29 protein-coding genes and 1 other RNA gene are annotated in these 26716 nt (G+C 47.6%); 8 read left to right on the top strand and 22 right to left on the bottom strand.

Going from position 1 to position 26716, the window contains the following annotated elements; all coding sequences use genetic code 11:
* The 7 genes from mraY to mraZ are packed head-to-tail and all read right to left on the bottom strand — an operon-like array spanning position 1 to position 7379.
* Positions 1-1083, bottom strand: coding sequence for a phospho-N-acetylmuramoyl-pentapeptide-transferase (gene mraY / locus ACN0RF_RS11555; RefSeq protein ID WP_417439116.1), 1083 nt, complete (start codon positions 1081-1083; stop codon positions 1-3).
* Positions 1077-2480, bottom strand: coding sequence for a UDP-N-acetylmuramoyl-tripeptide--D-alanyl-D-alanine ligase (locus ACN0RF_RS11550; protein ID WP_417439115.1), 1404 nt, complete (start codon positions 2478-2480; stop codon positions 1077-1079). The genes mraY and ACN0RF_RS11550 overlap by 7 nt, the downstream gene beginning before the upstream one ends.
* Positions 2477-3943 (bottom strand): UDP-N-acetylmuramoyl-L-alanyl-D-glutamate--2,6-diaminopimelate ligase, encoded by a 1467-nt coding sequence (gene murE / locus ACN0RF_RS11545; protein WP_417439114.1) that lies wholly within the window; start codon positions 3941-3943, stop codon positions 2477-2479. Before murE ends, ACN0RF_RS11550 begins: the two co-directional genes overlap by 4 nt.
* On the bottom strand, positions 3940-5673 hold the full coding sequence (locus ACN0RF_RS11540) for a peptidoglycan D,D-transpeptidase FtsI family protein (protein ID WP_417439113.1): 1734 nt from the start codon (positions 5671-5673) through the stop codon (positions 3940-3942). The genes murE and ACN0RF_RS11540 overlap by 4 nt, the downstream gene beginning before the upstream one ends.
* Positions 5664-5981, bottom strand: a complete 318-nt coding sequence (gene ftsL / locus ACN0RF_RS11535; protein ID WP_034818618.1) for a cell division protein FtsL — start codon at positions 5979-5981, stop codon at positions 5664-5666. Before ftsL ends, ACN0RF_RS11540 begins: the two co-directional genes overlap by 10 nt.
* Positions 5974-6921, bottom strand: coding sequence for a 16S rRNA (cytosine(1402)-N(4))-methyltransferase RsmH (gene rsmH / locus ACN0RF_RS11530; protein ID WP_417439112.1), 948 nt, complete (start codon positions 6919-6921; stop codon positions 5974-5976). The genes ftsL and rsmH overlap by 8 nt, the downstream gene beginning before the upstream one ends.
* Entirely contained in the window at positions 6921-7379 is a 459-nt protein-coding gene (gene mraZ, locus ACN0RF_RS11525; RefSeq protein ID WP_011233688.1) for a division/cell wall cluster transcriptional repressor MraZ, read from the bottom strand. The genes rsmH and mraZ overlap by 1 nt, the downstream gene beginning before the upstream one ends.
* A 224-nt stretch (positions 7380-7603) precedes the next feature.
* Here mraZ and ACN0RF_RS11520 point away from each other — a divergent pair, with 224 nt between their 5' ends.
* On the top strand, positions 7604-9742 hold the full coding sequence (locus ACN0RF_RS11520) for a putative bifunctional diguanylate cyclase/phosphodiesterase (RefSeq protein ID WP_417439111.1): 2139 nt from the start codon (positions 7604-7606) through the stop codon (positions 9740-9742).
* 12 nt (positions 9743-9754) lie between these two features.
* On the opposite strand, the gene rnpB is transcribed toward ACN0RF_RS11520, so the two are convergent.
* Positions 9755-10104, bottom strand: an RNA gene (gene rnpB / locus ACN0RF_RS11515) — RNase P RNA component class A.
* A gap of 46 nt (positions 10105-10150) precedes the next feature.
* Positions 10151-11005 (bottom strand): 16S rRNA (cytidine(1402)-2'-O)-methyltransferase, encoded by an 855-nt coding sequence (gene rsmI, locus ACN0RF_RS11510; protein WP_417439278.1) that lies wholly within the window; start codon positions 11003-11005, stop codon positions 10151-10153.
* A 75-nt stretch (positions 11006-11080) separates the two neighbouring features.
* Here rsmI and ACN0RF_RS11505 point away from each other — a divergent pair, with 75 nt between their 5' ends.
* From ACN0RF_RS11505 to dolP, 4 genes are read left to right on the top strand one after another with little or no spacing between them, the layout of a single operon-like run.
* Positions 11081-12967, top strand: a complete 1887-nt coding sequence (locus tag ACN0RF_RS11505; protein ID WP_417439110.1) for a penicillin-binding protein activator — start codon at positions 11081-11083, stop codon at positions 12965-12967.
* Positions 12945-13295 (top strand): YraN family protein, encoded by a 351-nt coding sequence (locus ACN0RF_RS11500; RefSeq protein ID WP_034818631.1) that lies wholly within the window; start codon positions 12945-12947, stop codon positions 13293-13295. Before ACN0RF_RS11505 ends, ACN0RF_RS11500 begins: the two co-directional genes overlap by 23 nt.
* A 2-nt stretch (positions 13296-13297) precedes the next feature.
* Positions 13298-13840: an SIS domain-containing protein gene (locus ACN0RF_RS11495; protein WP_034818633.1), complete on the top strand. Its 543-nt coding sequence runs from the start codon at positions 13298-13300 to the stop codon at positions 13838-13840.
* Between the two features lie 5 nt (positions 13841-13845).
* Positions 13846-14421, top strand: coding sequence for a division/outer membrane stress-associated lipid-binding lipoprotein (dolP, locus tag ACN0RF_RS11490; RefSeq protein ID WP_417439109.1), 576 nt, complete (start codon positions 13846-13848; stop codon positions 14419-14421).
* Positions 14422-14433: 12 nt separating this feature from the next.
* Here dolP and ACN0RF_RS11485 read toward each other — a convergent pair whose 3' ends face one another.
* From ACN0RF_RS11485 to zapE, 8 genes are all read right to left on the bottom strand, one after another.
* Positions 14434-14844, bottom strand: a complete 411-nt coding sequence (locus ACN0RF_RS11485) for a ClpXP protease specificity-enhancing factor (RefSeq protein WP_417439108.1) — start codon at positions 14842-14844, stop codon at positions 14434-14436.
* Positions 14845-14870: 26 nt separating this feature from the next.
* Positions 14871-15494 (bottom strand): stringent starvation protein SspA, encoded by a 624-nt coding sequence (gene sspA / locus ACN0RF_RS11480; protein WP_417439107.1) that lies wholly within the window; start codon positions 15492-15494, stop codon positions 14871-14873.
* Between the two features lie 84 nt (positions 15495-15578).
* The gene (locus tag ACN0RF_RS11475; RefSeq protein ID WP_417439106.1) at positions 15579-16313 is read right to left on the bottom strand and encodes a cytochrome c1; all 735 of its coding nucleotides are present in this window, start codon (positions 16311-16313) and stop codon (positions 15579-15581) included.
* Positions 16310-17578: a cytochrome b gene (locus tag ACN0RF_RS11470; protein WP_417439105.1), complete on the bottom strand. Its 1269-nt coding sequence runs from the start codon at positions 17576-17578 to the stop codon at positions 16310-16312. Before ACN0RF_RS11470 ends, ACN0RF_RS11475 begins: the two co-directional genes overlap by 4 nt.
* A complete protein-coding gene (gene petA, locus ACN0RF_RS11465; RefSeq protein WP_417439104.1) occupies positions 17578-18168 on the bottom strand; it encodes a ubiquinol-cytochrome c reductase iron-sulfur subunit in 591 nt (196 codons plus the stop codon). Before petA ends, ACN0RF_RS11470 begins: the two co-directional genes overlap by 1 nt.
* 225 nt (positions 18169-18393) lie before the next feature.
* On the bottom strand, positions 18394-18786 hold the full coding sequence (rpsI, locus tag ACN0RF_RS11460; RefSeq protein ID WP_011233676.1) for a 30S ribosomal protein S9: 393 nt from the start codon (positions 18784-18786) through the stop codon (positions 18394-18396).
* A 17-nt stretch (positions 18787-18803) separates the two neighbouring features.
* The gene (gene rplM / locus ACN0RF_RS11455; RefSeq protein WP_011233675.1) at positions 18804-19232 is read right to left on the bottom strand and encodes a 50S ribosomal protein L13; all 429 of its coding nucleotides are present in this window, start codon (positions 19230-19232) and stop codon (positions 18804-18806) included.
* Positions 19233-19429: 197 nt separating this feature from the next.
* Positions 19430-20524 (bottom strand): cell division protein ZapE, encoded by a 1095-nt coding sequence (gene zapE, locus ACN0RF_RS11450; RefSeq protein WP_417439277.1) that lies wholly within the window; start codon positions 20522-20524, stop codon positions 19430-19432.
* A 119-nt stretch (positions 20525-20643) separates the two neighbouring features.
* Here zapE and ACN0RF_RS11445 point away from each other — a divergent pair, with 119 nt between their 5' ends.
* The 3 genes from ACN0RF_RS11445 to ACN0RF_RS11435 all read left to right on the top strand — a co-directional run bounded on the left by ACN0RF_RS11445 (position 20644) and on the right by ACN0RF_RS11435 (position 23664).
* On the top strand, positions 20644-21105 hold the full coding sequence (locus tag ACN0RF_RS11445) for a YhcB family protein (RefSeq protein ID WP_417439103.1): 462 nt from the start codon (positions 20644-20646) through the stop codon (positions 21103-21105).
* 87 nt (positions 21106-21192) lie between these two features.
* A complete protein-coding gene (locus ACN0RF_RS11440; RefSeq protein WP_417439102.1) occupies positions 21193-22551 on the top strand; it encodes a DegQ family serine endoprotease in 1359 nt (452 codons plus the stop codon).
* 63 nt (positions 22552-22614) lie between these two features.
* Entirely contained in the window at positions 22615-23664 is a 1050-nt protein-coding gene (locus tag ACN0RF_RS11435) for a trypsin-like peptidase domain-containing protein (RefSeq protein WP_417439101.1), read from the top strand.
* A gap of 16 nt (positions 23665-23680) precedes the next feature.
* Here ACN0RF_RS11435 and murA read toward each other — a convergent pair whose 3' ends face one another.
* From murA to mlaD, 5 genes are read right to left on the bottom strand one after another with little or no spacing between them, the layout of a single operon-like run.
* Complete coding sequence (gene murA, locus ACN0RF_RS11430; RefSeq protein ID WP_417439100.1) at positions 23681-24940, bottom strand: UDP-N-acetylglucosamine 1-carboxyvinyltransferase; 1260 nt, start codon at positions 24938-24940, stop codon at positions 23681-23683.
* Positions 24941-24956: 16 nt separating this feature from the next.
* A complete protein-coding gene (locus ACN0RF_RS11425; RefSeq protein WP_011233669.1) occupies positions 24957-25211 on the bottom strand; it encodes a BolA family protein in 255 nt (84 codons plus the stop codon).
* Positions 25212-25248: 37 nt separating this feature from the next.
* Positions 25249-25560: an STAS domain-containing protein gene (locus ACN0RF_RS11420; protein WP_417439099.1), complete on the bottom strand. Its 312-nt coding sequence runs from the start codon at positions 25558-25560 to the stop codon at positions 25249-25251.
* Complete coding sequence (locus ACN0RF_RS11415; RefSeq protein ID WP_417439098.1) at positions 25560-26231, bottom strand: MlaC/ttg2D family ABC transporter substrate-binding protein; 672 nt, start codon at positions 26229-26231, stop codon at positions 25560-25562. Before ACN0RF_RS11415 ends, ACN0RF_RS11420 begins: the two co-directional genes overlap by 1 nt.
* A gap of 17 nt (positions 26232-26248) precedes the next feature.
* A complete protein-coding gene (gene mlaD, locus ACN0RF_RS11410; RefSeq protein WP_417439097.1) occupies positions 26249-26716 on the bottom strand; it encodes an outer membrane lipid asymmetry maintenance protein MlaD in 468 nt (155 codons plus the stop codon).

The following is a 26716-nucleotide window of genomic DNA, read 5'->3' as shown; positions in this document are numbered from 1 at the left end:
TTAACGCAACTTCAAAGTTGCGAGTCCTATCAGTACAAAAATTAGCGACAATATCCAGAAGCGAACAATTACCCGCGGCTCTGGCCAGCCTTTTAATTCGTAATGGTGGTGAATAGGCGCCATACGAAAAATGCGCTTGCCCCGCAACTTATAGGAGCCTACCTGCAACATCACCGACACCGTTTCCATGACAAACACACCACCCATAATGAACAGCACCAGTTCCTGCCGGACCAGTATCGCGATAATGCCAAGCGCCGCTCCCAGCGCTAACGAGCCCACGTCGCCCATAAAGACAAGCGCCGGATAGGTATTGAACCAGAGGAAACCAAGACCTGCGCCGACAATAGCGGTGCACACCACCAACAATTCAGCGGTAAGCGGCAAATAAGGAATTTGCAAATATTCAGCGAAATTCACGTTGCCCGACACGTAGGCGAAAATCCCCAATGCCGCGGCCACCATAATTGTTGGCACAATGGCCAGGCCATCAAGCCCATCGGTTAAGTTCACCGCATTACTGGTACCGACAATGACAAAATAGGCCATAAGCATATAAAGCATGCCTAACTGAGGCATAACATCTTTAAAAAATGGAACGAGGAGCGCGGTCTCTGCGCCCTGAGTGCTGCTCCAGTAAAGATAAACCGCAGCCACACTGGCAATGACCGACTGCCAAAAATATTTCCATTTAGCGATTAAGCCTTTCGGGTCTTTGCGCACAACTTTGCGATAGTCGTCGACAAAGCCGACAATACCGAAACCGGTAATAACCAATAAAACAACCCAGACATAACGGTTATCTAAGTCAGCCCAGAGTAGTGAGGAACCCAGAACGGCTGCCAGTATCAATACGCCGCCCATAGTCGGTGTACCACTTTTTACTAAATGACTTTCCGGACCGTCATCCCGTACCGTTTGCCCTATTTGCAAACGCTGCAAACGACGAATTAATGTTGGTCCTAACCACAACGACAAAACCAGTGCGGTCAAAACACTGAGTATTGCCCGCAAGGTTAAGTAGGAAAACACGTTAAACGCGCTTTCAAACTGGGTTAGGTACTCCGCCAACCAAACTAACATGCGTGCTTATCCTCTACGCTGCCACTGACCGCGACAGCCTGCTGTATTGCTGCAACAACGCGCTCCATATGTGCGGAGCGTGAGCCTTTAACCAGCACTGTGACAGGTTGCTTACCTGTCTGTTCTGTAAGTCTTTGTAAAACAGATTCAACCAGCGACTGTAAGCTACCGAAGTGCTTACCTCCGTGGCCGTTAAAGACCTCGCTGGCACTTTGACTGAGTACGCCCAGACTGTATAAGTTATCAATGCCAGTGCCGATAGCATGTTCACCAATATCTTCGTGATAAGCGCGCGCATCGGCACCTAACTCACCCATATCGCCCAATACAAAAATGCGATACCCCTGATAACTTCCCAGCAAATCCAGGGCAGCTTTAGTTGAGGCAACGCTGGCGTTATAGGTGTCATCAATAATACGTAAGTGGTCACTCACTTTTATCGTTGTCAAACGTCCCTGAGCCGGCTCGACCCTTTGCAGCCCAGTAACAATGTCATCCAGCGATATACCCAGCTCACTTGCCGCAGCAGCGGCTGAAAGCGCATTAAGCACGTTGTGACGACCGCTTAACTTCAGTTCAATACGCTTCGTTTCACCGCCCAAATGCAGAGTAAACGCAGGGTGTCCGTCACTGTTCAATACCACGTCACTTGCATAAACATCGGCGGAGTCGGTTAAACCAAAGCTCTTCCATTTCATGTCAGCACAGGCGCGTTCCCAGCAAGGATAAAACTCAGAATCGCGCGGGGTAATGGCCGTTCCCTGGCTACTCACTCCACGGAATATTTCAGTTTTAGCACGGGCAACCCCGTGTAAGCTTCCGAAACCTTCAACATGCGCTGCACTCACGTTATTCAATATGGCAACATCGGGTCTTACTAAGTCTGTGGTATAAGCAATTTCGCCCGGATGATTCGCACCCAGCTCTACTACCGCGTATTTATGCTTTTCTTCTAACCTTAATAAGGTCAGCGGAACACCTATATCGTTATTAAAGTTACCCTGTGTGGCCAATACCGGATGTTGAATCGATAAAATTGCCGCCAGCATTTCCTTCACTGTGGTCTTACCGTTACTGCCGGTAACCGCTACCGTTTTCGGTGCAACCTTCGCCTTAACTGCCGCTCCTAAACGACCCAGCGCATGGCGACTATTCTCAACAATAATTTGACGACACTCGCTGTCTTGCTGCTTTTCGCAGATAATTGCAGCAGCGCCTTTAGCCAGCGCCTGCTCGACAAAGTCGTGAGCATCAAAGTTTCTGCCTTTCAGGGCAATAAAGAGCGCGTCTTCTAAATCTGCCCTGGTGTCTGTCGACACCTTATCAATTGTACAATCAGAGCCAATCAGGCGGCCTTCCACCTGCTCCGCAATCCATTTCAGTGATACTGAGATCATGCGCAGTCTCCTTGCAGCCATTCGCTGACTACCGCTCGTTCGTTATAGTCAATGCGTTGAGTACCAATAACCTGATAATCTTCATGCCCTTTACCGGCTAGCAATACAACGTCATCTTTACCGGCTTGCTGCATTGCGCGTATAACCGCCTCGCGGCGACCAGGCCAAACCTTAACCTGAGTTTTATCCGCAATACCGGTCAGAATATCTTCAATAATTTGTTCCGCAGGCTCTGTTCTTGGGTTGTCATCAGTAACTACAACAACGTCTGCGTAATCTGCCGCGACTTTACCCATTTGCGGACGCTTACCGCGATCACGGTCACCGCCGCAGCCAAACACACACCACAAACGGCCCTTGCAATGCAGCCGTAACGCACTCAGTACCTGGTGCAAAGCGTCCGGTGTATGCGCGTAGTCAACCACCACCAGCGGTGACTGGTTATTATGAAAGGCTTCCATCCGTCCGGGAACGGGCTGCAAACTGCCACAAGCTCTGCCGATATCCGCCAGAGGCTTATTCAGTTTTAGCAACACAGCAACCGCGCAGAGTAAGTTGTAAACGTTGAAGCGCCCCAGTAATGGCGTTTCAACGACACAAGATTCCCCCTGCCAGTTTAAACTGAACACCGAGCCCTGCTCATGGAACTGAACGCCAGTCGCCTGCAGGCAGGGTTCATTGGTGCTGGCATTAAGACTTACCCATAAATCGGCTAAATCATCCTGCTGCCAATGGCTTAACGTATCATCGTCGGCGTTAACCACTCGATTCTGCACACCAAAGTCGGCAAATAAGCGTTGTTTTGCGGCGACATAGTTTTCCATGGTGCCGTGGTAGTCGAGATGATCCCGGCTGATATTGGTAATAACGGCGCCAGCAAAGTGTAAGGCTTCAACACGACGCTGTATCAGCGCGTGTGACGACACCTCCATAGCAACCAATTCTGCACCTTCAGCTAATAGCGTAGCCAAACGTTGCTGTACGGTAACGGCATCTGGTGTGGTATGACGCTCCGGTAACAAACGGCCAATAAGGCCGCTGCCGGTTGTACCAATAACTGCCGCTTCCATACCCAGCGCTTTTGCCAGCTGCGCCATAATGTGAGTAACCGATGTTTTACCATTGGTTCCGGTCACACCAACCAGCTGCATTTTTTCTGATGGATGTCCGAAAAAGTTACCAGCAATACGGGAAAGGTGCTCACGAACGCCACTAAACCCGATAACGACTACGCCCCGGCGGTGTTCAACCGCCATTCCCGGGGCTTCAGCAATAATGGCTGCAGCACCGGCATCAATAGCCGCATCAATATAAGCCCGACCATCAGTCTCGTAGCCCGGAATAGCGACAAAAACATCGCCATTAGCAACTTGCCGACTATCGAGCTTTATACCGCTAACGATAACATCCGGAATGGAGAACGATGCTGGCAGCATTGTCAGCAACTCGGTAAGTTTCATCATTTATCACCCCCAAAGCCCGCAGCGTGCACCTGAGTGTCATCTACGTTGTCTGGCGGTATATTCAGTAAGCGCATGGTTTGCGATACAATTTTTGAAAACACTGGAGCTGCGGCCGTGCCGCCATAATAGTCGTCGGTACCCGGTTCGTTTATGGTTACAACCACAACCACTTTGGGGTCGCTAACTGGAGCTATTCCGGCAAAGAGTGCTACGTATTCGTCACCGTAGCCGCCTGTTGCTTTGGTTTTTCGGGTTGTCCCCGTTTTACCTGCAATACGGTAGCCAGGAACCTGCGCCGCTTTAGCGGTACCATCACGCACCACCGTTTCCATCATATGCATAACCGCCCGGGTATTGTCCGGATTAAACACTTGCTCTGCCGGTAACGGTGATTCCTGTCGGAAAATAGTCAGCGGCCGTTTTTTCCCACCATTAGCGATAATGCTGTAAGCATTAGCCAGTTGCAGCGTTGTTGCCGACAAACCATAGCCATAAGCAAGAGTTGCTGTTTCAAAATCTGACCAGCGTCTTCTGTCACCCAGTATGCCAATGCTCTCACCTAACAAGGCAATACCCGTGTCGTTTCCAAAGCCAGCGTCGGCATAGGTTTGCAATAAAGGGTCAATGCCTAAATCCAGTGCGATTTTTGTGACGCCCACGTTCGAAGAATGTTCCAGCACCTCAGCCAGTGACAGTTCGCCATAGTTCCGAGGGTCACTCACCCGGCGTCCACCAATTCTGAGCCAGCCCGGACTGGTATCAATTGTATCGCCGGCTTTATGCCGTCCGTTCTCAAGCGCACTCAGAACGACCAGCGGCTTCATTGTAGAGCCAGGTTCATAGCTGTCGGTTACAGCCCGGTTACGCATGCGGAAAGACTGTAGCTCGGAACGGTTGTTAGGGTTGAAAGACGGGCTATTGACCATAGCCAGCACTTCACCGGTTTCGACATTCAGCACTACCGCCGAACCCGAAGTTGCCTGATTGTAGCGCACGGCTTTTTTCAATTCGGTGTAAGCAGTTGCCTGAACACGTTGGTCGATACTCAGTGTCAGCTGTTTTGGTTGTTGTGCATCTGTCTGGCTAATTTCTTCAACAACCCGTCCTTCTGCGTCCTTGCGATAAACTCGTTTACCCGGCGTACCGGTTAAATGCTCGTCGTACAGAAGTTCGAGGCCTTCCTGCCCAGCGCCGTCAATGTCGGTTAAACCGATTAAGTGAGAACTGATCTCACCGGTAGGATAATAACGGCGTGACTCTGTTTTTAAATACACACCGGGAATTTTCAACTGCTTCACATAATCCGCTTCTGATGGCGTCACTTTGCGTTGCAGATAAACGAAACGTTTTGACGGGTCGTCCACTTTACTGACCAGCTCGTTACGGTTCATGCGAAAAGTTTCAGCCAGGGCCTGCCAGCGACGTTCGTCAGCTAAAGCCTCGCGCTCGGCGATACGTTTGGGATCGGCCCATACGGTTTCTACCGGGACGCTAACCGCAAGTTCTCTTCCGTTACGATCAACAATAGTGCCTCGCTGAACCGCGACGCTGGATGCCCTTAAACTGCGCATATCGCCTTGCAGCGAAAAAGCATCGGGGCTTATGACCTGGATATAGGCTGCGCGTGCAATTAACACAGAAAATACACCGAACAGTAAGAATACTGCGGTGTAAAAGCGCCAACGAGTACCAGCTGGCTCTGTGCGTTTATTGCGACGATTCACTGCCATGAAACCAACACCTCCTGCTCTGGCTCAACGTCCCGCATGCCCAGTTGTTCCTGCGCAATACGTTCAACCCGGCTATGTTCAGTCAGCGCGTTTTGCTCCACCACAAGGTGTCGCCACTCTCTATCCAGAGTATCCCGGTGCGATAATAAATCATCACGTTCGCCAGTTAACTGGCGGTTCAAATGGGCGGTATAGACAATGCTTAACGCGTTGCCGATAACCACCACACTCAGAAGTAAAACCCATTTATGCTGCAACAAATCCTGCAGCAACATTTTCATCAGACTGGGGTAGCGCCGCTTAGTCATTGCGAACCCTCCTTGCTATACGCAACACAGAGCTGCGCGAACGAGGATTAACCTGCACTTCCGCTTTACCCGGCTTAATTGCTTTACCAACTTTCTCCAGCGCTTTATCTTTATTGCGCTCGGCTTCAGTTACCGGCAAGCCAGGAGGTAATTGCTTTCCTTCGCTATGTTTGCGAATAAAACGTTTTACTAAACGGTCTTCCAGACTGTGGAAACTAATAACCACCAGCCGCCCATCTTCTTTCAGGCCAGACAGAGAAGCGTCCAGCGCCTGTTCAATTTGTTCCAGTTCCCGGTTAATGTGAATGCGGATGGCCTGAAAGGTTCGTGTTGCCGGGTGTTTATGCTTTTCTTTTACCGGACTCACGCGGGCAATCATTTCCGCCAGTTCTTTAGTGCGGGTAAACGGCTTTTTCTCGCGATCCATGACAATGGCACTGGCGATACGGCGGGCAAAACGCTCTTCTCCGTATTCTCTCAGAACCCAGCTAATATCGTCCTTTTCTGCGCGATTAAGCCATTCGGCTGCGGTTTCACCACTGGTGGTGTTCATCCGCATATCCAAAGGACCGTCCCGCATAAAGCTAAAACCGCGCTCAGCGTCATCTAATTGTGGGGAAGATACGCCAAGGTCAAATAGAATTCCGGTCACTTGCTGGTTCAACTGCAAGTCATCAAGTACCTGTTGCAGGTTTGAGAAAGGGGTGTGGATAATTTTAAAACGGGGGTCATCAGCAAATGCTGCAGCCGCAGCAATAGCTTCAGGATCCTGATCCAGGGCAATAACGCGGGCGTCGTCACCTAACTGGTTGAGCAGAGCACGCGTGTGTCCGCCGCGACCAAATGTGGCGTCGATGTATGTGCCTTGCGGATCAGTCGCTAATGCTTCTATCGACTCTTCCAGTAGCACCGAAACGTGTTGCGGTGACGTTGTAATCATTATAATGAAAAGTCTTCTAGTCGTTCGTTAAGAGTAAAGTCACCTTCGCGTTCAACATCCATGTCCTGCGCCACTTGTTCGTGCCAGGCGTCTTCATTCCAAACTTCAAATTTATTCAGCTGCCCGACAAGCATCAGTTTTTTCTCTAAACCGGCGTGTTGTCTCAACGGAGCTGACAGGAGCAAACGACCATTTTTATCCATTTCACAGTCGTCGGCGTGGCCTAAAAGAAGTCGCTGTAAGCGACGTTCTGCAGGGTTCATACTGGATAATCGAGTAAGCTTTTGTTCGATGATTTGCCACTCGGGAAGCGGGTACAGCAACAGGCACGGTTGCTTAATATCAATCGTGCAGACCATTTTGCCTTCACAGTCTAATGACAACGCATGACGGTATTTAGCCGGTATGGCTAACCGTCCTTTGCTATCCAGACTTAATGTTGTTGCACCTCGGAACATGATCCCACCTGATCATTGCGATCCACTATTATCCACAAATCCCCACAATGTTACAGTCTAGGTGTCTCTCTTTCCCACTGTCAAGAAAAAAACTCTCTATTTGTCAGGCCTTGACGGTAAATTTACATTAAGCGGTTGATGCAACGCGTAAAATTATTTTTCCGTTAGAGCTCGTATAATTTTTGTGCGATACTCATTTCAGTTTTGGTGGGCAACGGTATTTAATGAAACGCTACTTATTCGTTATTTTCATCAGCTTCTGCATTCTGGTAACGGGCGTTATCTGGTTTGCTGAAAACCAGCATTCACAGGTAGTAGAGTCACGCAAGCGGGTAGCTACCGAGCGCTTAGGTAAACTTCGCGCCGCGCTGGAAGGTCAGATCAATTCGTCGTTAGTTACGGCTCGTGCACTACAGGCCGAAATTAAGCTCTCACCAGACATTTCTCCTGAACGTTACCGGCTGTTAATGCAGGAGCTTATTGATAGCGATGTTCCGGTACGGCACGTAGCGTTAGCACCTAATTTGATCATTGAGTTTGTTTACCCTCTGGCTCCAAATAAAGCAGCTCTGGGTTTTGACTATCGCACTTCTCCGCAGCAATTCGAAAGCGTTCAGGAAGCTATCCAGAAAAAACGAGTGGTTATTGATGGTCCGGTTAACTTAATACAAGGAGGCTGGGCGTTAATTGCCAGAGCACCTGTTTTTATCAATGACGGTCAACTGTGGGGCGTGATTGCCGTGGTCATTGATATAGGAGACTTAATTGCCAGCAGCGGCCTGAACTCGGTAGACGATTATCTTTTTGCGTTAAAAAAAGAAAACAGTAACGGTGACAAGCTTTTTGACTCTGGCGATGCGTCGCTCTGGAAGGAGGACTACGTCGCTATTGACGTCGCGGTTTCAACCGGCAAGTGGATATTGGCGCTGGCTCCGAAAAATACGGTTTGGGCCAATCGCGACAGTATTTATTGGATCATCATTGTCGCCGGACTGCTGTTGTCCTTTTTAATGACCGCCTTTATGTGCAATTTGGTGACAACGCAAAGCCGGCTACGCTCGGCGCTTGTTACCATTGACCATCAGGCACATTTTGATTCCATTACAGATTTGCCGAATCGCCGCGCTTTTGTCGACTACCTTGACCAACTTACCCAGAAAGGCCGGGAACAACACTTTGCCATTCTGTTCATCGATCTTGATCACTTTAAAGAGGTTAACGATAACCTCGGCCATGATGCCGGTGACGAGCTTTTAGTCTCGGTTTCTGATCGGTTACGAAACCAACTGCGGGGGTCAGATTTTATTGCCCGTATTGGTGGTGATGAATTTGTTGTGGTTATTAATCGTTTTACGTCGCATCAAATCATTAATGACCTTGCCAGCCAAATTAACCGACAGTTGAGTGAACCTTTTAACTTACGCCAAAACCAAGTTCAAACCACCTGCAGTATCGGTATTGCGCTTTATCCCGATGACGGCATCAAAGCCTCTGAACTATTAAAAAACGCCGATCTTGCCATGTACGCAGCGAAAACGGCAGGACGGCGCACACATTACTTTTTTAATGACGAATTAAGAGAACAAACTGAGCGCCAGAATGCCATTCATAGACGCATGCGTGAAGGCCTGAAGCGGCATGAGTTTTCTTTGGTTTATCAACCCATCATTGATTTCAGCACAGGTAAAATTAGTAAATGCGAAGCGCTTTTGCGCTGGCAGGATGAAGATGGAAACATGATTTCGCCAGCTGAATTCATTCCGGTTGCTGAACGTACCGGGCTTATTCATGAATTAGGGCAATTTGTTCTGGAGCAAGCTTGCGTTGACTGGGCTGTTGTACACAAGTCTGGTTACCCCATTGAAGTCTCAATCAACCGCTCCGAACGTGAACTTAACGATATGGAGTCAGCCAAACGATGGCTGTCCTGCATCAGTCAGCATGGAATACCAAATACCAGCATAACCTTTGAAATTACCGAATCGCTGTTAATGAGTAACAAGCAGAGGCAACTGCAAATTTTACATTATTTGCGGTCTCAGGGAGTGCAGTTGGCAATCGACGATTTTGGTACCGGTTATTCCAGTATCAATTACTTGCAGCGGTATCCCGTAGACTATATAAAAATAGACCGTAGCTTTCTAAATCAGGCACCTCAGAACAAAGTGCAGGTAGCTCTGCTGGATGCGTTGTTGCAGGTAGCCAGGGCTTTGGATATTAACGTTATTGCCGAAGGTGTCGAAACCCGCCAACAATGGGAATTACTGCAGCAACAACAGTGCGATTTCGCACAAGGCTATTTTATTAGTGAGCCATTACCGCTTAATGAATTATTGAAATTTCTAAAGGACTGGCAGTTTTAAAAGCTTAAAAAGGTGGAGAGCCGGCCGATAAGCCGGGTTCTGTCGTGGACAATCATTCATCTAGTGATCAGGTTGCCCTGATCCTCAAGCAGTCTACCCGGGTTCAACGCGGGCCGCGCCAAAGAACCCCTATTTGACCTTGCTCCGGGTGGAGTTTACCGTGCCACAAACTGTTACCAGCTGCGCGGTGCGCTCTTACCGCACCCTTTCACCCTTACCTGTGCTGCAAGCAGCCATCGGCGGTTTACTCTCTGCTGCACTAGTCGTCGGTTTACACCGCCCAGGCGTTACCTGGCACCCTGCCCTATGGAGCCCGGACTTTCCTCCCCCTGTAAACAGGCGGCGATTGTCTGGCCAGCTCTCCGCGGGGGATTCTACGCTGCAGCAGGCATTAACTCAATCTTTGTTTCACTCGTTCTTTTTATTCTCAAGCGCCCACTGGTAGAGTTCATTTTTCCGCTCATCATGAATTTTTGCGGTCACGGCTGCCGCTTTCTTTAACGGTAACTCTTCTAGTAACAGCAGCAACGTGCGCTTAGCCGCTTCTCCCGGGCCGTCACGAACATCCGTTTCCGACTGTGCAGGTGCTATTAGCAAAACCATTTCGCCGCGCTGCTGGTTTGTATCGTCGGTTAAAACCTGCAGTAGTTCAGCCGCAGTGCCACTTAAGTAAGTTTCAAACTGCTTGGTCAGCTCGCGTGCAAGCACTACCTGCCGACCACTGCCTAAAACCACGTTCATATCAGCCAGCGTATGCAAAATTCGGTGGGGACTTTCATACACCACAACAGTTCGCGATTCTGGTTTCAGAGCTTCCAGTTTTGCCCGACGTTGCTGGGGTTTGGATGGCAAAAAGCCTTCGAACGCAAAGCGGTCTGTTGGCAGTCCAGCCGCGGACAACGCAACCGTAACGGCGCAGGCACCGGGTAAGGCAATAACTTTAAGCCCTTGCTCCCGGCAACGATGCACCAGAACATAACCCGGGTCATTAATAAGTGGCGTCCCCGCATCACTGACTAAAGCCAGCGAATCACCTTGTTGTAAGCGTTCTATGACCGCGTCTACACGCTGTGTCTCATTATGTTCGTGCAGGGCGAATACGTCATTCTGTATGCCATAATGCTGCATGAGTTTGCGCGTGTGTCTTGTATCTTCCGCAGCAATGGCTGCAACTTCCGCCAATGTCTTAACTGCTCTTTCCGTTATATCGCCTAAATTGCCGATAGGTGTCGGCACAATATAAAGAATGCCCTGCTCTGCCATAATCAGTCTCTGTTTGTTTCCAACGTCAATGCCGTTTATAGTATCACCGAACAGGCACCAAAGCGGAACCTTACAGTGTTTAGAACTCATTCATTTGTACTTTTAGCTCTAATGGCATTACTGGTATTAACCCAGTGTACCTCGGCACCTGACCGATCAGCAGATAAACCGGCAAAGACGGTCGATGTTGCTGACCAGGAATTAAGCTTAAAAGAAGAAAAATCAGCCCGGGACTGGTTACAGGAAGCCGCTGCTGCAAAAAATGAAGTTGAGCAACACTCCGCTTTAATACGAGCCGCTAATGCTTTTCAAAGTGAGCAACAATGGCAACAAGCGGCCGCTATTCTTTCGCAGTTAAGTGCTCAAAAAATTACTCGTCACAGTCAAAAATATTACCGCCTTGCAAAAGCACGTTGGGCCGCAGAGCAGCAAATTTGGTCAAAGGTGATAGAAGAACTGGAAGATGTCGCCACTCAGTTTAATCAAAGAGAATTTCGCGCTCTTAGTCTGCAACTACTTTCTCAGGCGGCTTATCAGCAACACGACTACTGGCAGTCGCTGGTGTGGCAGGTTGATGCTCAGCGCTTTGCAGAACAACCCAATACAGATACAGTCTGGTCTATAGCCCGTCGGATTAAACGAGAAGAGCTTCCGCAACAGCGCCCTAACGACTTAGCCCTCGCAGGTTGGTGGCGACTGGTGGATTATCATCATCAGGCAATGACCTCACCGGATAGCCTGGAATCTTACTTAAATCAATGGCAGCAAAGCTTTCCAGACCACGATGCTGCGGCACTGGTAGACATCTGGCTTGAACCATCATTAAGGCCGTCAGAAGATGCACCGGAAACCGGGCAGGCATCTCCGGAACCGACCCTCGCGGTGTTATTACCATTATCCGGCCGCTACAAGCAACAAGGCCAGGCAGTGCGTGACGGAGTTATCGCCCGCACCGGTGAAATAAAAAATTTAAGAGTTGTTTTCATCGACAGCGAAACGGGCGATATTGAGTCTCAACAAAAACAAATACAGGAGCTAAGCCCGGTTGGAATTATTGGCCCACTGTTAAAGGACAAAGTAGCGGCCTGGGCGGAGCAACCTCTTGCCGGGATTCCTCAGGTTTACCTTAATCAGATAGACGATGAGAAATTAGCCCAAAACTCATTAACCAACGTGTTTTTCGCATTAAGCCCAGACACCGAAGCGCATCAAGCCGCGCAACAAATTAACACACAGTTCCCCGAATCGAAGAGTGCACTGATAATTACCGCTGATGGCTCCAGTGGCCGCAGAATGGTTGATGCCTTTAAGTCAAGTTGGAACAATAACGAGGCAGGAGAACCCAGGGTTTCTTACTTCTCTGAACGCGAAGATATGAAAGCCACAGTGGAGCGTTCACTGGGTTTAACTGACAGTCAGCAACGTATCCGCGCAGTTAAGATTGCAGCAGGGAAAATTATTGTCGATGAGCAGGAACGCAGCCGACGAGACATTAGTGCTATTTATCTGCCGGGTAATCTACAACAGACTCGTCTTTTAAAACCTTTTATTGATGTCAGCGTTTCCCCGTTTGCAGAACCTATTCAGGTCTATGCCAGCTCTGCTACCCATGAACTCAGAAATCGTTTAGGCGACTCCGATCTTAACGGTATCGTTTTTTCAGATATTCCCTGGCTAATTAAGAATTCGGGTAAAAATATACTTTTAAGTCAGTGGCTTGAGCTGCGAAATGGTTGGGGGCTGTCGCTGGCACGTTTAACCGCTATGGGTTACGACAGCGTATCCTTGATTCAACGACTGCAAATGATGAATCGCATGCCAGGGTTGGTCTGGTCCGGCCTAAGTGGCGAACTCCATATTGATAACTCAGTTGTTCAGCGGAAGCTTATTTGGGCTACCTTTAGTAAAGGAGAAATCACCTTAGCTAAGGAAGCAGACAATGCAGGAAGTCGTTACCGGTAAGCGCGCTGAATTACTCTCAGCCGAGTTTCTGAAGAAAAATAACCTTACAATTATTTGCAAAAATTACCGTATTGACGGCGGTGAAATTGATATCATTGCCCGGGACAGGCATTACTGGGTATTTTGCGAGGTGAAATTCCGCGACGATGAGAGCTTTGCATCGGTTATAGAGCAAGTTCAGCCGCAGCAATGCCGCCGGGTTAGACACACGGCTCGTCACTATTTACTCAGTAATAATATCGATGAACATACTGCAGCTATACGTTTCGACGTAATTGCAATAGTGGGTCAGCCAACAAAAATTGAATGGTTTAAGGACGCATTCTGACTATGAATGACGAGTTAATTAAGGCGCTTTTTACAGAAAGCATACAGACACAAATTTCAGCGGTAGAGAGTCTTACCGACGAAATGGCCACAACAGTTGAACTGTTAGTTGCTAACCTGTTGAATGGCCAACGTGTCTTCTGCTGTGGCGACCGCACGACGAGCATCGTTGCAGAACACTTTGCTAACCTCATGACCGAAGGTATGAAATTAGAACGTCCTCCTTTTCCGGTACTGGCATTGACTCTTGGTAAGCAGAAGCAGCTTGCAGCCCTCGGCCAGGCAGGTGATATTTTACTGGTCATAGCGGATAACCAGGGAAATGAGGAGCTGGCATCCGTTATGGAAACCGCTATTAGCCGGGATATGCTTATTATTGCTTTAACCGGAGAGGGTAACGACTCTGTTTCGGGGCTGTTGGGTGCTAACGATATCGAATTAAGAGCCCCCAGTTTAAATCCGGCTCGTATACTAGAAACTCAGCTATTTATTGTCCATGGCTTATGTGAACAAATTGAAAACACGATCTTTCCGCAGGAGCACTGAAGCATATGACGTTATCTAAAACCGCTTTACCCGTCGTTTTTATCAGTTTATTAAGTTTACAGGGCTGCGCTGCCGTTGCCGTAGGAGCAGCAGCCGTGGGTATATCTTCAGCCACTGACCCTCGTACCATTGGAACACAGGTAGATGATCAGACTATCGAGCTGAAAGCTAACGCTAAGCTGGGAAATGATGAACAACTTGAGAAATCGCGAGTCGTTGCCGTCAGCTACGATACCAATGTTCTTTTAGTTGGCCAGGTCCCGAGCGAGGCTCTGAAAAGAAGAGCTGAAGACGTTATCAAAGACACTAACGGCATCAATAAAATTTTCAACCAGTTGCGTATTGGCTCTAAAGCATCCGCAGCTGTGCGCGCCGGGGATAGCTGGATAACCAGCAAAGTTAAACTTAAGTTTGCTAACAATAAGTCTATAGATGCGACCAATATCAAAGTGGTGACGGAGAATGCTGAGGTATTTTTGCTGGGCCATGTAAGCCAGGCTGAGGCAGATGCGGCGGTGGAGGTTGCAAGAAACGTAGATGGCGTTGAGCGGGTAATTAAAGCACTAACCATTAAGCGTTAGTGCTTTTTATTTTTACTTAACAACTTTCAGGTTAGGCTTTTTCTTAGCTGGTTTTTGTTCAGCTTCATTACTGACCGGCTCTTCTTCCTCAAGCTCGGGCATTTTATCCAGCTCGGGCTCCGCCTCAAACATTGCTCCGGCACCATTCTCACGGGCATAAATTGCTAAAGCCGCAGTCATAGGCACAACGACTTGCATTGGCTGCCCACCAAAACGCGCGTTAAAGCGCACTTCATGGTCAGCCAGTTGCAACCCCTGAACCGCTGTCGGCGAAATGTTTAGTACAATTTGCCCTTCACTGACAAAGTTCTGAGGCACAACGGTGCCGACAATAGTAGCATCCACCACCAAGTGTGGTGTCAGGTTGTTATCAACTATCCACTCGTATAGTGCACGCAGCAGATAAGGTCTTTTCGGCGTCATAGTAAAACTCCTCGACGTCGATGAAATTAATTACGCGCGAGTTCTTTCTCTTCTTCTGTTAAAGAGTCCTGGAACGTTTTGCGTTCAAACAAACGCACCATATATTGCTTAATTTCTTTTGCGCCCTGACCTTCTAAGTCAATGCCGTAGGCAGGCAGACGCCAAAGCAAAGGAGCCAGATAACAGTCAACCAGACTGAACTCTTCACTCATAAAATACGGTGTATCAGCAAAAATAGGAGCCAGAGAAAGAATACCCTCTTTCAGTTCCTGTCTTGCCTGAGCGTCGCCTTTTTGAATTTTCTCAGCCAGGCTGTACCAATCGCGTTCAATTCGGTACATCATTAGACGGCTGGTACCACGAGCAACCGGGTAAACAGGCATTAACGGAGGATGTGGGAAGCGCTCATCCAGATATTCCATAATAATTTGAGCGTTATAGAGCACAAGCTCACGGTCAACCAGAGTGGGTTTAGCCTCTGGGTACGGATTAAGCTGTAACAAATCCTCCGGCGTACTCTCGTCGGTCACATACGTAATTTCGACACCAACACCTTTCTCAGCTAACACCAGACGTACCTGATGACTCTTTAAGTCATCCTTTCCTGAATACAACGTCATTACTGAGCGTTTATTTGCTGCAACAGCCATTCCTTTCTCCAGATAATATCAACGGCAAAAGGGTGGCAAGCCACCCTTTCTTAAGTCGTTGTCTAACAGACTGATAAGCCCCGATTATTTCAGGTCTTTCCAAAACTCTTTTTTCAGTAACCATGCAAAAATGGTGAATACCAGCAGGAAACCAAAAACAAACCAACCAATGCGGCGTTGTTCTAACAACATAGGCTCTCCGGTATAGACCAGAAAAGCCGTTAAGTCCAACATGGCTTGATCATATTCACTTTCAGATAAACGGCCACTGCCATCGGTTTCAATACCGACGTACACGTCTTTCATTTCACCGTCTACCATGCGTTCTTCGTAAGTCTTTTCAGGAAGCCCTTGAAGTTCTTGCAATACATGGGGCATTCCGACATTTGGGAATACCGCATTATTGACACCAAAAGGACGACTGTCATCTTTATAGAATGAACGCAGATAAGTGTAAATCCAGTCGGCTCCACGAACACGAGCAACGTTCGTTAGATCGGGTACCGCAGTACCAAACCAGTTTGCAGCTGAATCAGGATTCATATTATTGGTGATGCGATCACCGACTTTATAGCCTGTGAACTGCAAGTTCTTTTCACCAAGGTCCTGCGGGATACCAATATCCTCAAAGGTGCGGTTATAGCGATGGTACTGCAGCTGGTGACAACCCAGGCAATAGTTCATGTATAACTGCGCGCCACGCTGCAGTGAGGCTTTATCGTGTAAGTCGACTTCGGCCTTGTCCAATGGAACTTCAGGACCCGCCGCAAATACCAGCGACGGAACCAAAGTTAGAAGAGCGATTAACAGTTTTTTCATTTCGACGTCACCCTTTCTGGTACCGGTTTAGTCTTCTCGCGCTTACTGTAGAACCAGAGCAGCCCGAAGAATGCAAAGTACAGGAACGTAAATATCTGCGCGAACACGGTTGCAACAGGTGTTGCTGGTTGCGTTCCCAGATAACCCAGTACAACAAAGCTGATAGCGAACACAGTCAAGTTCAGCTTATGCAACAGGCTACGATAGCGAATAGAACGTACTCGTCCACGGTCTAACCAAGGCAACAGAGCCAGGAAGACAATAGCAGCGAACATCAAAATAACACCAAATAACTTGTCAGGTACCGCACGTAAAATTGCGTAGAACGGCGTGAAATACCATACAGGAGCAATGTGCTCAGGTGTCTTCAACGGGTTCGCCGGCTCAAAGTTAGGCGGCTCAAGGAAAAAGCCTCCCATTTCCGGGTTGAAGAAAATAACGTAACAGAACAAGAACAAGAATACGCCGAACCCGAACAAATCCTTAATAATGTAGTAAGGGAAGAACGGAATAGAATCGACAATATCTTTCTTGTTAGTAAAGCGTTCATGGAACTTAAACTTAGGCTTCTCTTCGTCCGGTACAGAACCTTTGGGTTTCTTAGTATCGATACCGTCAGGGTTGTTCGAGCCAACCTCATGCAGAGCGACAATATGCAGGAACACCAGAATAACCAGCACCAACGGTAATGCAATAACATGCAGCGCAAAGAAACGGTTTAGCGTCGCCCCGGAAATAACGTAGTCACCGCGTATCCATAAGGTTAAATCATCACCAATGACCGGAATGGCACCGAACAATGAAATAATAACCTGTGCACCCCAGTAAGACATTTGTCCCCAAGGTAGCAAGTATCCCATAAAGGCTTCGGCCATCAGTACCAGGAAGATGAACATGCCAAACAGCCAAATGAGCTCACGAGGCTTCTGGTAAGAACCGTACATCATACCGCGGAACATGTGCAGATAAACCACGACGAAGAACGCCGAGGCACCGGTGGAGTGCATATAACGCAATAACCAGCCGTATTCGACATCACGCATGATGTATTCGACCGAGGCAAACGCGCCTTCGGCACTTGGCACGTAGTTCATGGTTAACCAGACACCAGTCAGTATTTGGTTAATTAATACGATGGTTGCCAAAAAACCAAAAACATACCACATATTGAAGTTTTTGGGAGCCGGATACTGCGCCAGGTGGATGTTCCAGGTTTTTGTCATGGGGATGCGGGCATCCATCCACTCTACAAATCGCTTAAACATTATGCTTGCCCCTTATCTTCACCCACCAGAATGGTGTTTTCATCGATAAAATAATGTGGTGGCACGACCAGGTTCAGTGGTGCAGGAACACCTTGGAATACGCGGCCGGCAACATCAAACTTAGAGCCGTGGCATGGGCAGAAGAAGCCTGACTCAACGCCTTCAACGTGTTCACCCATTCCACTTGAAAGATAAGATGGAGAGCAACCCAGATGGGTACAAATACCAACCGCAACAAAAAATTCTTCTTTAATTGAACGATATTGGTTTTGTGCATAGGCTGGTTGCTGAGGCTCTTCAGATTTCGGGTCACGAAGTCTGTCTTCGATATTCCCCAGTTCTTCAAGCATATCTGGTGTACGACGTACTATCCAAACAGGTTTTCCACGCCACTTCACGCGGACTATCTGACCAGGTTCAGCTTTGCGTATATTTACTTCTACGGGCGCACCCGCGTTCTTCGCTTTCGCGCTCGGGTTCCACGATGCTATAAAAGGAACGGCTACTGCTACCGCTCCGGCACCACCTACCACTGAGGTTGCGACAGTCAAAAAACGACGGCGGCCTTTATCTACAGGCGCATTGCTCATCCATCTATTCTCCAGTTTTGGACGCTCCACGATGCGTTGTCGCGAAGTCGGGAATTAGCTGCTGCTTTGTCCGCTTATGCGGATTACAGAAAATGCGTTGAGATGATAATGAAAAGACACACTTTTTACAAGCTTAATAGCCGCCCTTATTGGTCTATTTCCATTTATTTTTGACATAAAAAAACCCAGCCGAAGCTGGGCTTTGCCACAAAAAACAAAGGCGAATTAACGCTTTGAGAACTGTGGGCGTTTACGTGCTTTGTGCAAGCCGATTTTCTTACGTTCAACTTGACGAGCGTCACGAGTAACGTAACCTTCTTTACGTAATGGACCACGTAAAGCTTCGTCGTATTGCATTAATGCACGAGTAATACCGTGACGAATTGCACCAGCCTGACCTGTAGTACCACCACCACTTACAGTGATGTACATGTCAAACTTTTCAGTCATTTCAACTAATTCTAATGGTTGACGAACAACCATTTGAGCCGTTTCACGACCGAAGTATTCGTTCAGTTCACGGTTGTTAATTTTGATGTTGCCGCTACCAGGACGCAAAAATACGCGAGCCGTGGAGTTTTTGCGACGACCAGTACCGTAGTATTGATTATCTGCCATAGTGTTCTTGCTCCGTATTATATATCCAGTTGTTTAGGTTGTTGAGCAATATGGTTATGCTCAGTACCTGCGTACACTTTCAGTTTACGGAACATGGCACGACCCAATGGACCACGGGGTAACATACCTTTCACCGCTTTCTGAATGACCATCTCTGGTTTCTTAGCAATCAGTTTTTCAAAGCTGATTGATTTGATACCACCCGGAAATCCAGTGTGCGAGTAGTACATCTTGCCCTGAGCTTTGTTACCAGTAACGGCAACTTTCTCAGCATTAATAACAACGATATAATCGCCGGTATCAACGTGAGGAGTGTACTCAGGCTTATGCTTGCCGCGTAAACGACGAGCGATTTCAGTAGCTAAACGACCTAAAGTTTTGCCTTCAGCGTCTACTACGTACCAGTCGCGTTTTACCGTTTCTGGCTTGGCTACAAATGTTTTCATTGTATAAAACCTACATTTTAAAAGTTCACGGACAGTAATTCCGGGCTTCCCCGCGAATCACAACAATAAAAAAATGATGAAAATCATTTAGTTATCTGCTGCGACCGCTGCATTACGTTATGTAACACAACGGACTGTAACGTGGGCTGCGCGGATTATAGGAAAAATGCGGTTAAAGATCACGCATTTTCTGAAATTTATGCTTTATGTGCCATAGCCAGATACTCCTGGCTTTGCATTTCCTGCAACCGGCTAACACACCGACGGAATTCGAAACTCAACTGGCCTTCGGTATATAACGATTCAATAGCCACTTCGGCGGATAAAATTAGTTTCACCCGACGCTCATAAAACTCGTCCACTAGCGCAATAAAACGGCGGGCCGTATCGTCTTTGCCTGCTCCCATCTGTTCAACATTACTAATTAGAACGGCATGGTACAGACGGGCTATTTCCATATAATCGTTCTGGCTGCGGGCAGTTTTACAAATAGAAGTAAAGTCAAAGAACACCACATCGTCACATTCGGCCCGAACGTCTATATCCCGCCCTTCTATCTCTATGGCTTCTGACAGATATTCGTCTTTGCACTCTGGAGCCAGTTCGGTGAAGTATTTCCATAAATTCTTATCGGCCTTTTCATCCAGTGGCGAATGAAAAATTTCTGCCCGCGTAAGCGTTCTCAGGCGATAATCAATGCCGCTATCCACATTAACCACTTCGCAATGCTGATTGATAAGCTTTATTGCCGGAATAAAGCGCGCGCGTTGCAACCCGTTTTTATAGAGATCGTCAGGAATAATGTTTGAAGTCGCTACCAGCACAACTCCTCGCTCAAATAGGTACTCGAACAGTTTGCCTAGTAACATCGCATCGGTAATGTCCTGCACGAAGAACTCATCAAAACAGACAACTTGTGCTTCGCTGGCAATGTTATCTGCCACGATCCGTAACGGATCGCTCTGTTTATCCAGTTGTTTAAGTTCATTATGAACCCGGTGCATAAAGCGATGAAAGTGAATGCGCCATTTACGCTCAATTGGCAGACTCTCAAAGAAAGTATCAACCAGATAGGTTTTTCCACGACCGACACCACCCCAAAAATATATGCCCTGAGGCCAATCAGGTTCTTTGTTAAACCACTTTTGCCAGCCTGGCAGAGTCTGATACTGATGCCACTCAATAAGCTCATCATGCAATCTTTGCAAATGTTTAACAGCGTTAAGCTGCGCAGCATCTTTCGAGAAATCATTGTGTTCTATATCATACTGATAACGTTCTAGTGGAGACATTTGCTGTTTGGACACTACCACTTCACCTCAGTTGGGATTATCCTATAAGTTAATATGTTACCATGAAGGTGAAGCGCAGCAATCATTCGCCGCTGCAGCAGCTTGTTCAGGAGTTAATTATGAGTTGGATTATTGGAGTTCTGTTGGTCATTGCCGGTGCTATCATTGGCTTTTTTGCGGCTCGTTATAGTCAGTCGAAGGGCCAGTCAGGCGATCTCGAAGAGCAAGTACAGCAAAGTCAGCAACGTTTAACTGATTATCAACGCGAAGTTGCCGAGCACTTTGCCACTGCAAACGCGATGGTTGAACAACTGGCCGATACCCAAAAACGCTTGCAAAGCTATTTAAATCAAAGCGCTGAATTACTCGAGAAAAACGACATACAAAGTGACTTGCCCTTTTTTGCAGAAGACACAATTAAGCAGCTGCGTGTCGCAAATTCATTAAATAAAGATCATCGTTCCGGCCGTGACAGCTATAGTGCCAATGATATTCCCCGCGATTACACCGAGGGCTCCAGCGGGCTCTTTTCAAGTAGTTACGAGCAGGATCAGGAAAAAGAGTCCTCAAAAACATCTTGAAACATTTTTAGAGTGAACTCATATAGCTGACAAGCGGTCTTAACTCACGACCGTTTGTTAGTGCTTTATTAAGGAGTCACTCAAATCATGAAAAGAGTCTTAGCATTATTCAGTTTACTCTTTGTTTTTAGCTTCACCCCAATAACGTCAGCTCAGGCTGGTATTCCTTTTTTTAGCGATGACGACGAGCAGCCTACTTTAGCTCCTATGCTTGAGGAAGTTACTCCTGCTGTCGTTAATATCTCGGTTAAAGGTAAACGAGAAGTTAGACAACGCTTACCAGACGCCCTACGCTTCTTTTTTGGTCCGGATTCGCCACGTGAACAAGTCCGCGAACGGCCATTTCAGGGCTTAGGCTCCGGCGTTATTATTGATGCCGATAAAGGCTACGTGGTCACCAACAACCATGTTGTAGACGACGCCACTGAAATTCTTGTCACCCTGAAAAATGGCCGCGAGTTTGATGCCAAAGTCATAGGCACCGATGAACGCAGTGACGTGGCGTTACTTAAAATAGAAGACGGCGAAGACCTTACCGCAATTGAGCTTGGTAAATCATCCGAGCTGCGGGTGGGAGACTTTGTTGTCGCCATTGGTAACCCCTTCGGATTAGGTCAGACGGTCACCTCCGGTATTGTCAGCGCTTTAGGCCGCGGTGGCCTTGGCATTGAAGAACTGGAAAACTTTATCCAGACCGATGCAGCTATTAACAGCGGAAATTCAGGTGGAGCTCTGGTCACCTTAGACGGCAAACTCATTGGAATTAACACCGCGATACTAGGCCCTAATGGAGGCAATATCGGTATCGGTTTTGCTATTCCATCGGACATGATGAACAACTTAGTACAACAATTGATTGAATTTGGCGAAGTTCGTCGTGGTGTACTGGGAGTCCGGGGTAACGATTTGACCCACGACGTTGCTCAGGCACTGAATATCCCGGTGAATCGCGGCGCCTTTGTCTCTCAGGTAGTACCTGGCAGTTCCGCCGCTGAGGCTGGTATTGAGTCCGGTGATGTCATTGTCTCCGTTGACGGGCAAAAAATTCGCTCATTTTCAGAGCTTGGCGCACTGGTTGGCTCAATAGGCTCGGGTAACTCTATAGAGCTTGGCATTATTCGCGACGGCAAAGAGCAGTCGATAGATGTCACTCTTGGAGCACAAGACATGTCTGTTACCGCAGAGTCAATTCACCCAGCTTTACAGGGAGCCACCTTAGCTGCGACAGATTCTGGTAACGGAATCGAAGTGGCGGAGCTCGAAGAACGCTCTCCCGCCGCTCGTATAGGTCTTGAGGAAGGCGATATTATTCAGGGCGTTAACAGAAAGGCAGTGAGCTCGCTGTCTGAGTTACGAACAGCAATAGAAGATAAAAGCGGCGTTATCGCCCTTAATATAAAACGGGGCGACAGTTCACTCTTTATTGTCTTGCGTAGCGCAAACTGACATTGTGACAGGCGGGTGGTATCAGTGCTATGCTGATACCACCTGATTTAACCGGAAGCTGGTATGCAACAACTTTCTTCAACTCTACGATTTTTGCTTCAGTCAGTTGGCTTAGGCCTAGTTGTTGCGGCTATTTTTATTCTCTCCAAGCCTTTCTGGGCTCAGTCTGAATCACTAAGACAAAACAGTAGCGAAATTACTTCCTTCAATCAGGCCGTTCGAAAAGCCGCTCCTGCCGTTGTGAATATTTACAGCATGGGCGAAATTCAGGGCTCTTATTATCAACCTCAGTCATCACGCGTCTGGCGTTTAGGCTCGGGTGTTATTATGGACTCTCAGGGCTATATTCTGACCGCTCATCATGTTGTCGATAACGTTGATAAAATTGAAGTCGCATTACAGGACGGCAGACGCTACGCCGCTCAGTTAATTGGTAGTGACCGTTACACCGACTTAGCCGTGCTGAAAATTGATGCCGATAACTTACCGGTAATTCCGGTTCAGTCGACGCGACGCGTGCGCGTTGGTGATATTGTTCTTGCCATAGGTAATCCATACAACATTGGCCAGACAATTACACAAGGTATTGTCAGTGCCAGTGGTGGTCGGGTCGGTGTCAGCAATTCCTATTCCGATTTGATTCAAATGGACGCAGTGATAAACCAGGGCGCCTCAGGCGGAGCTTTGGTTAATACCGCAGGCGAGCTTATCGGAATCAATAACGCCCGCTATAATTCGGCTTTCGGGGACGGCGGCGAAGGCATTTATTTTGCCGTACCTTATGAGAATGCCCGCAAAGTAATGAAAACGCTTATTCAGGAAGGTAAAGTGGTGCGCGGCTACATTGGTATTAGCGTTAACCCTAACTTTAGCGAAGAGCAGTCGCTGTCTGGCATATTAATAACGGAAGTCGAACGAAACAGTCCGGCGGCAAAAGCAGGACTACAACCCAACGACTTTTTAATCGCTATTGGTGGTGACCCGGTTCGCTCTGCACCCGAGGGTCTTGATCGGGTAGCCAGTAGTGAACCTGGTACGAAGTTAGAAGTTGAGTTTTATCGGGATGAAAAGCGAATGACGACCACTGTAACAGTGGCCGAATTACCCAGATAACGAGTAAAAACGGCAGCTAAGCCGTTACTCGCTCAATATCGGCACCTAAGCCCTGAAGTTTTTTCTCAATCCCTTCATAGCCCCGGTCAATATGGTAAATGCGCTCAACAACGGTTTCTCCGGTCGCAACCAGGCCCGCTATAACAAGCGACGCAGATGCCCGTAAATCGGTACACATAACCTCAGCACCTGTTAATTCAGCAACCCCGTGGCATAACGCTGTATTGCCTTCTGACTCAACATTTGCGCCCATGCGCCGTAACTCAGGAATATGCATGAAGCGGTTTTCAAATATCGTTTCTCGAATACCAGCAGTACCTTCTGCAATAGCATTCAGCGCGCAAAACTGAGCTTGCATATCGGTTGGAAACGCCGGGTGAGGAGCAGTAATAATATTAACCGCTTTAGGCCGTCCATGGCTTTGTATCGCTATCCAGTCATCACCCTTATCAATTGTCGCGCCAGCTTCTTCCAGCTTTTTCAATACCGCATCGAGACTGGCCGGGTCAGTTTTTTCACAACGCACTGAGCCACCAGTAGCTAATGCGGCAACTAAAAAAGTCCCGGTTTCGATACGGTCGGGCATAACACTGTATTCGCCACCATGCAGCTTACTGACCCCAGTAATATGGATGGTATCGCTTCCTGCGTCACGGACGTTCGCACCTAAGCTATTTAGAAAGTTTGCTAAATCAATAATTTCAGGTTCGCGAGCCGCGTTTTCTATAACCGTTTCACCTTCGGCCAGTACCGCTGCCATCATTAAGTTTTCAGTGCCGGTAACACTTACCGTGTCCAGCAAAATCTCAGCGCCATGCAGACGGCCATCTACCGACGCTTTGATGTAACCATTCTCAACATCAATATGCGCGCCCATTTTACGCAAACCTTCAATATGAAGATTTACCGGCCGCGCACCAATAGCGCAACCACCCGGCAGCGACACTTCTGCTTTGCCGGTTTTGGCTAATAACGGACCTAAAACCAGAATTGAAGCACGCATAGTCTTAACCAGTTCATAAGGTGCTTTAAAGTGATTCAGCGTGGTCGGATCAATACAAACGCTATTATTATTCAGGTTGCTGTGACTAATGCCCAGGCAATCTAATAACTCCAGTGTCGTGTCGACATCATGAAGGTCGGGGACATTAGACAAGGTTATTTTTTCAGACGGCAACAGCGAAGCCATTAAAATAGGTAGCGCTGCATTTTTTGCCCCTGAAATAGTGACCGAACCAGACAAAGGTTGGCCACCACGTATTTTAAATTTATCCATCAACTAACCAACAACCTTATGGCATCATTAATTTTTTATCACGCGCCCAGTCTTCAGGCGTGTATGCTTTTATCGATACGGCATGGATTGAACCGTCGGCAATCAACGGGTTTAGAGGACCATACACGGCTTGCTGACGCTTAACACGACTCATATCTTTAAAGTCTTCACTGACAGCAATAATTTCGACATTTGCGCCTTCAGCTTTAACCAGTAGCTCTTCCAGAGAAAGCGCATCGTTCAGCAAAGTTTTTAGTTCTTCAGTATTCATTGTTATCTGCCGTTGGCTTAAAAGTTAATAAGACCGCCTAGCTTAACGAAAGCAATGACTCAACGCCACTAACGCGGGCAATTTGTTTTAGTTGCTCAGATGCCCCAATGCAGGTTAACGGCCCTTTGCCGTCGCCAATCAACTTGAGAATTTCAAGCAAAAAAGCAACGCCTGCTGTATCAATAACCTCAACATCGGTTAAGTCAACTTTGGTTTCGCTGCCCACCGACCAACTTTTGCGCTGAGACCACAGTTTAGCAACACTGTGGCGAGTCAATGAGCCGCTGAACACCAGTGTTTTATCATCGCTAACTTTAACCGATGTTAAGTCTGTCTGCTGAGCACTCATTAGAGTCCCTCTGCTGGATTTTCAACTTCTTCATCAGCTTTAATAGGATCAGACGCTTTCTTTTCAATCAGCTCGATGGTTTTATCAATGCCATTGGCACGGATAACTGAAGAAATTTCACTTTGCTTACTGTTCAGCAGGCTAACGCCTTCAACAACTAAATCGTAAGCCTTCCAAATTTCTTCATCAGAATCGTAACGGATACGGAAATCCAGGCGAATTTCAGGACGCCCTTCTTCTTTTACTCTAGTGCGCACTACTGCTGAACGCGCATCATCCGCAAGGTCTGCGCTCGGTTCAAAAGAAACGCTATGCTTGTCCTCGTCATACTGTGTAAAGGCACGAGCATACGTAGCAACTAAATAATCGTAAAATGCACGATAAAAACGCTCGCGCTGTTCTTTTGTCGTGTCACGCAAGTAACGGCCTAATACTTTCTTCGACGCATACATATTATCGACGTATGGCATCATCTCGTCTTTAACGATTTCCTTTAAGTAATTAGGATCAGCGTCAATTTTATCTCTGTCCGAAGCTATTCTATCAAAAGTTTTTTCTGCAACGGCTTTCAGCAATTCCTGCGGATCATCGTTACGAATTAAATCGGCTGACGCGGATGCAACCAATACTAAGGTCGCCGCAACTGCCATTATCCATTGTTTTACTGCCATGGTGCTCTCCTTACCACTTAATCATTGCCCTGACTGAACAGGAATTGGCCTATCAGGTTCTCTAAAACCAATGCTGATTTAGTATCAGTAATGGTATCGCCGTCTTCCAGCGTATCAACGCTGTCATCGATAAAGCCGGGTTCAAGCCCAAGATATTGCTCACCCAACAGGCCCGAAGTCAGCACCGATAATGTGCTGGTCTCAGAAAACTTATCGTAATCTTTGCTAATACTCATTGCCACCCGTGGTTCATAGTAGTCGCCCGACAATGAAATATCGGTAACACGACCTACAACGACGCCACCGACTTTCACCGGCGAGCGGACTTTCAGACTACCAATATTGTCGAACTTAGCGTACAGGGTGTAACTGTCACCCGATGTCGTCATAGTGCCGCTGGCTGCTCTTAATGCGATAAAGAACAAAGCCAAAATACCGACGACAACGAAAACGCCTACCCATAACTGTGTTTTTCTTGATTCCAT

Origin of the sequence: Idiomarina sp. (assembly GCF_048260185.1) — a bacterium.
GTDB lineage: Bacteria > Pseudomonadota > Gammaproteobacteria > Enterobacterales > Alteromonadaceae > Idiomarina.
The sequence above is the reverse complement of the archived record's forward strand: the minus strand, read 5'-3'. Positions and strand labels throughout refer to the sequence as shown.

Coding starts and splice junctions, on each gene's coding strand:
- ACN0RF_RS11445 (WP_417439103.1), top strand. CDS start 20,644: ATGAGTTGGATTATTGGAGTTCTGTTGGTCATTGCCGGTGCTATCATT.
- dolP (WP_417439109.1), top strand. CDS start 13,846: ATGACGTTATCTAAAACCGCTTTACCCGTCGTTTTTATCAGTTTATTA.
- zapE (WP_417439277.1), bottom strand. CDS start 20,524: ATGTCTCCACTAGAACGTTATCAGTATGATATAGAACACAATGATTTC.
- ACN0RF_RS11435 (WP_417439101.1), top strand. CDS start 22,615: ATGCAACAACTTTCTTCAACTCTACGATTTTTGCTTCAGTCAGTTGGC.
- rplM (WP_011233675.1), bottom strand. CDS start 19,232: ATGAAAACATTTGTAGCCAAGCCAGAAACGGTAAAACGCGACTGGTAC.
- ACN0RF_RS11415 (WP_417439098.1), bottom strand. CDS start 26,231: ATGGCAGTAAAACAATGGATAATGGCAGTTGCGGCGACCTTAGTATTG.
- mraZ (WP_011233688.1), bottom strand. CDS start 7,379: ATGTTCCGAGGTGCAACAACATTAAGTCTGGATAGCAAAGGACGGTTA.
- rpsI (WP_011233676.1), bottom strand. CDS start 18,786: ATGGCAGATAATCAATACTACGGTACTGGTCGTCGCAAAAACTCCACG.
- ACN0RF_RS11520 (WP_417439111.1), top strand. CDS start 7,604: ATGAAACGCTACTTATTCGTTATTTTCATCAGCTTCTGCATTCTGGTA.
- petA (WP_417439104.1), bottom strand. CDS start 18,168: ATGAGCAATGCGCCTGTAGATAAAGGCCGCCGTCGTTTTTTGACTGTC.
- ACN0RF_RS11470 (WP_417439105.1), bottom strand. CDS start 17,578: ATGTTTAAGCGATTTGTAGAGTGGATGGATGCCCGCATCCCCATGACA.
- mraY (WP_417439116.1), bottom strand. CDS start 1,083: ATGTTAGTTTGGTTGGCGGAGTACCTAACCCAGTTTGAAAGCGCGTTT.
- rsmH (WP_417439112.1), bottom strand. CDS start 6,921: ATGATTACAACGTCACCGCAACACGTTTCGGTGCTACTGGAAGAGTCG.
- rsmI (WP_417439278.1), bottom strand. CDS start 11,005: ATGGCAGAGCAGGGCATTCTTTATATTGTGCCGACACCTATCGGCAAT.
- ACN0RF_RS11540 (WP_417439113.1), bottom strand. CDS start 5,673: ATGGCAGTGAATCGTCGCAATAAACGCACAGAGCCAGCTGGTACTCGT.
- ACN0RF_RS11475 (WP_417439106.1), bottom strand. CDS start 16,313: ATGAAAAAACTGTTAATCGCTCTTCTAACTTTGGTTCCGTCGCTGGTA.
- murA (WP_417439100.1), bottom strand. CDS start 24,940: ATGGATAAATTTAAAATACGTGGTGGCCAACCTTTGTCTGGTTCGGTC.
- sspA (WP_417439107.1), bottom strand. CDS start 15,494: ATGGCTGTTGCAGCAAATAAACGCTCAGTAATGACGTTGTATTCAGGA.
- ftsL (WP_034818618.1), bottom strand. CDS start 5,981: ATGACTAAGCGGCGCTACCCCAGTCTGATGAAAATGTTGCTGCAGGAT.
- murE (WP_417439114.1), bottom strand. CDS start 3,943: ATGATGAAACTTACCGAGTTGCTGACAATGCTGCCAGCATCGTTCTCC.
- mlaD (WP_417439097.1), bottom strand. CDS start 26,716: ATGGAATCAAGAAAAACACAGTTATGGGTAGGCGTTTTCGTTGTCGTC.
- ACN0RF_RS11500 (WP_034818631.1), top strand. CDS start 12,945: ATGCAGGAAGTCGTTACCGGTAAGCGCGCTGAATTACTCTCAGCCGAG.
- ACN0RF_RS11485 (WP_417439108.1), bottom strand. CDS start 14,844: ATGACGCCGAAAAGACCTTATCTGCTGCGTGCACTATACGAGTGGATA.
- ACN0RF_RS11495 (WP_034818633.1), top strand. CDS start 13,298: ATGAATGACGAGTTAATTAAGGCGCTTTTTACAGAAAGCATACAGACA.
- ACN0RF_RS11425 (WP_011233669.1), bottom strand. CDS start 25,211: ATGAATACTGAAGAACTAAAAACTTTGCTGAACGATGCGCTTTCTCTG.
- ACN0RF_RS11550 (WP_417439115.1), bottom strand. CDS start 2,480: ATGATCTCAGTATCACTGAAATGGATTGCGGAGCAGGTGGAAGGCCGC.
- ACN0RF_RS11440 (WP_417439102.1), top strand. CDS start 21,193: ATGAAAAGAGTCTTAGCATTATTCAGTTTACTCTTTGTTTTTAGCTTC.
- ACN0RF_RS11420 (WP_417439099.1), bottom strand. CDS start 25,560: ATGAGTGCTCAGCAGACAGACTTAACATCGGTTAAAGTTAGCGATGAT.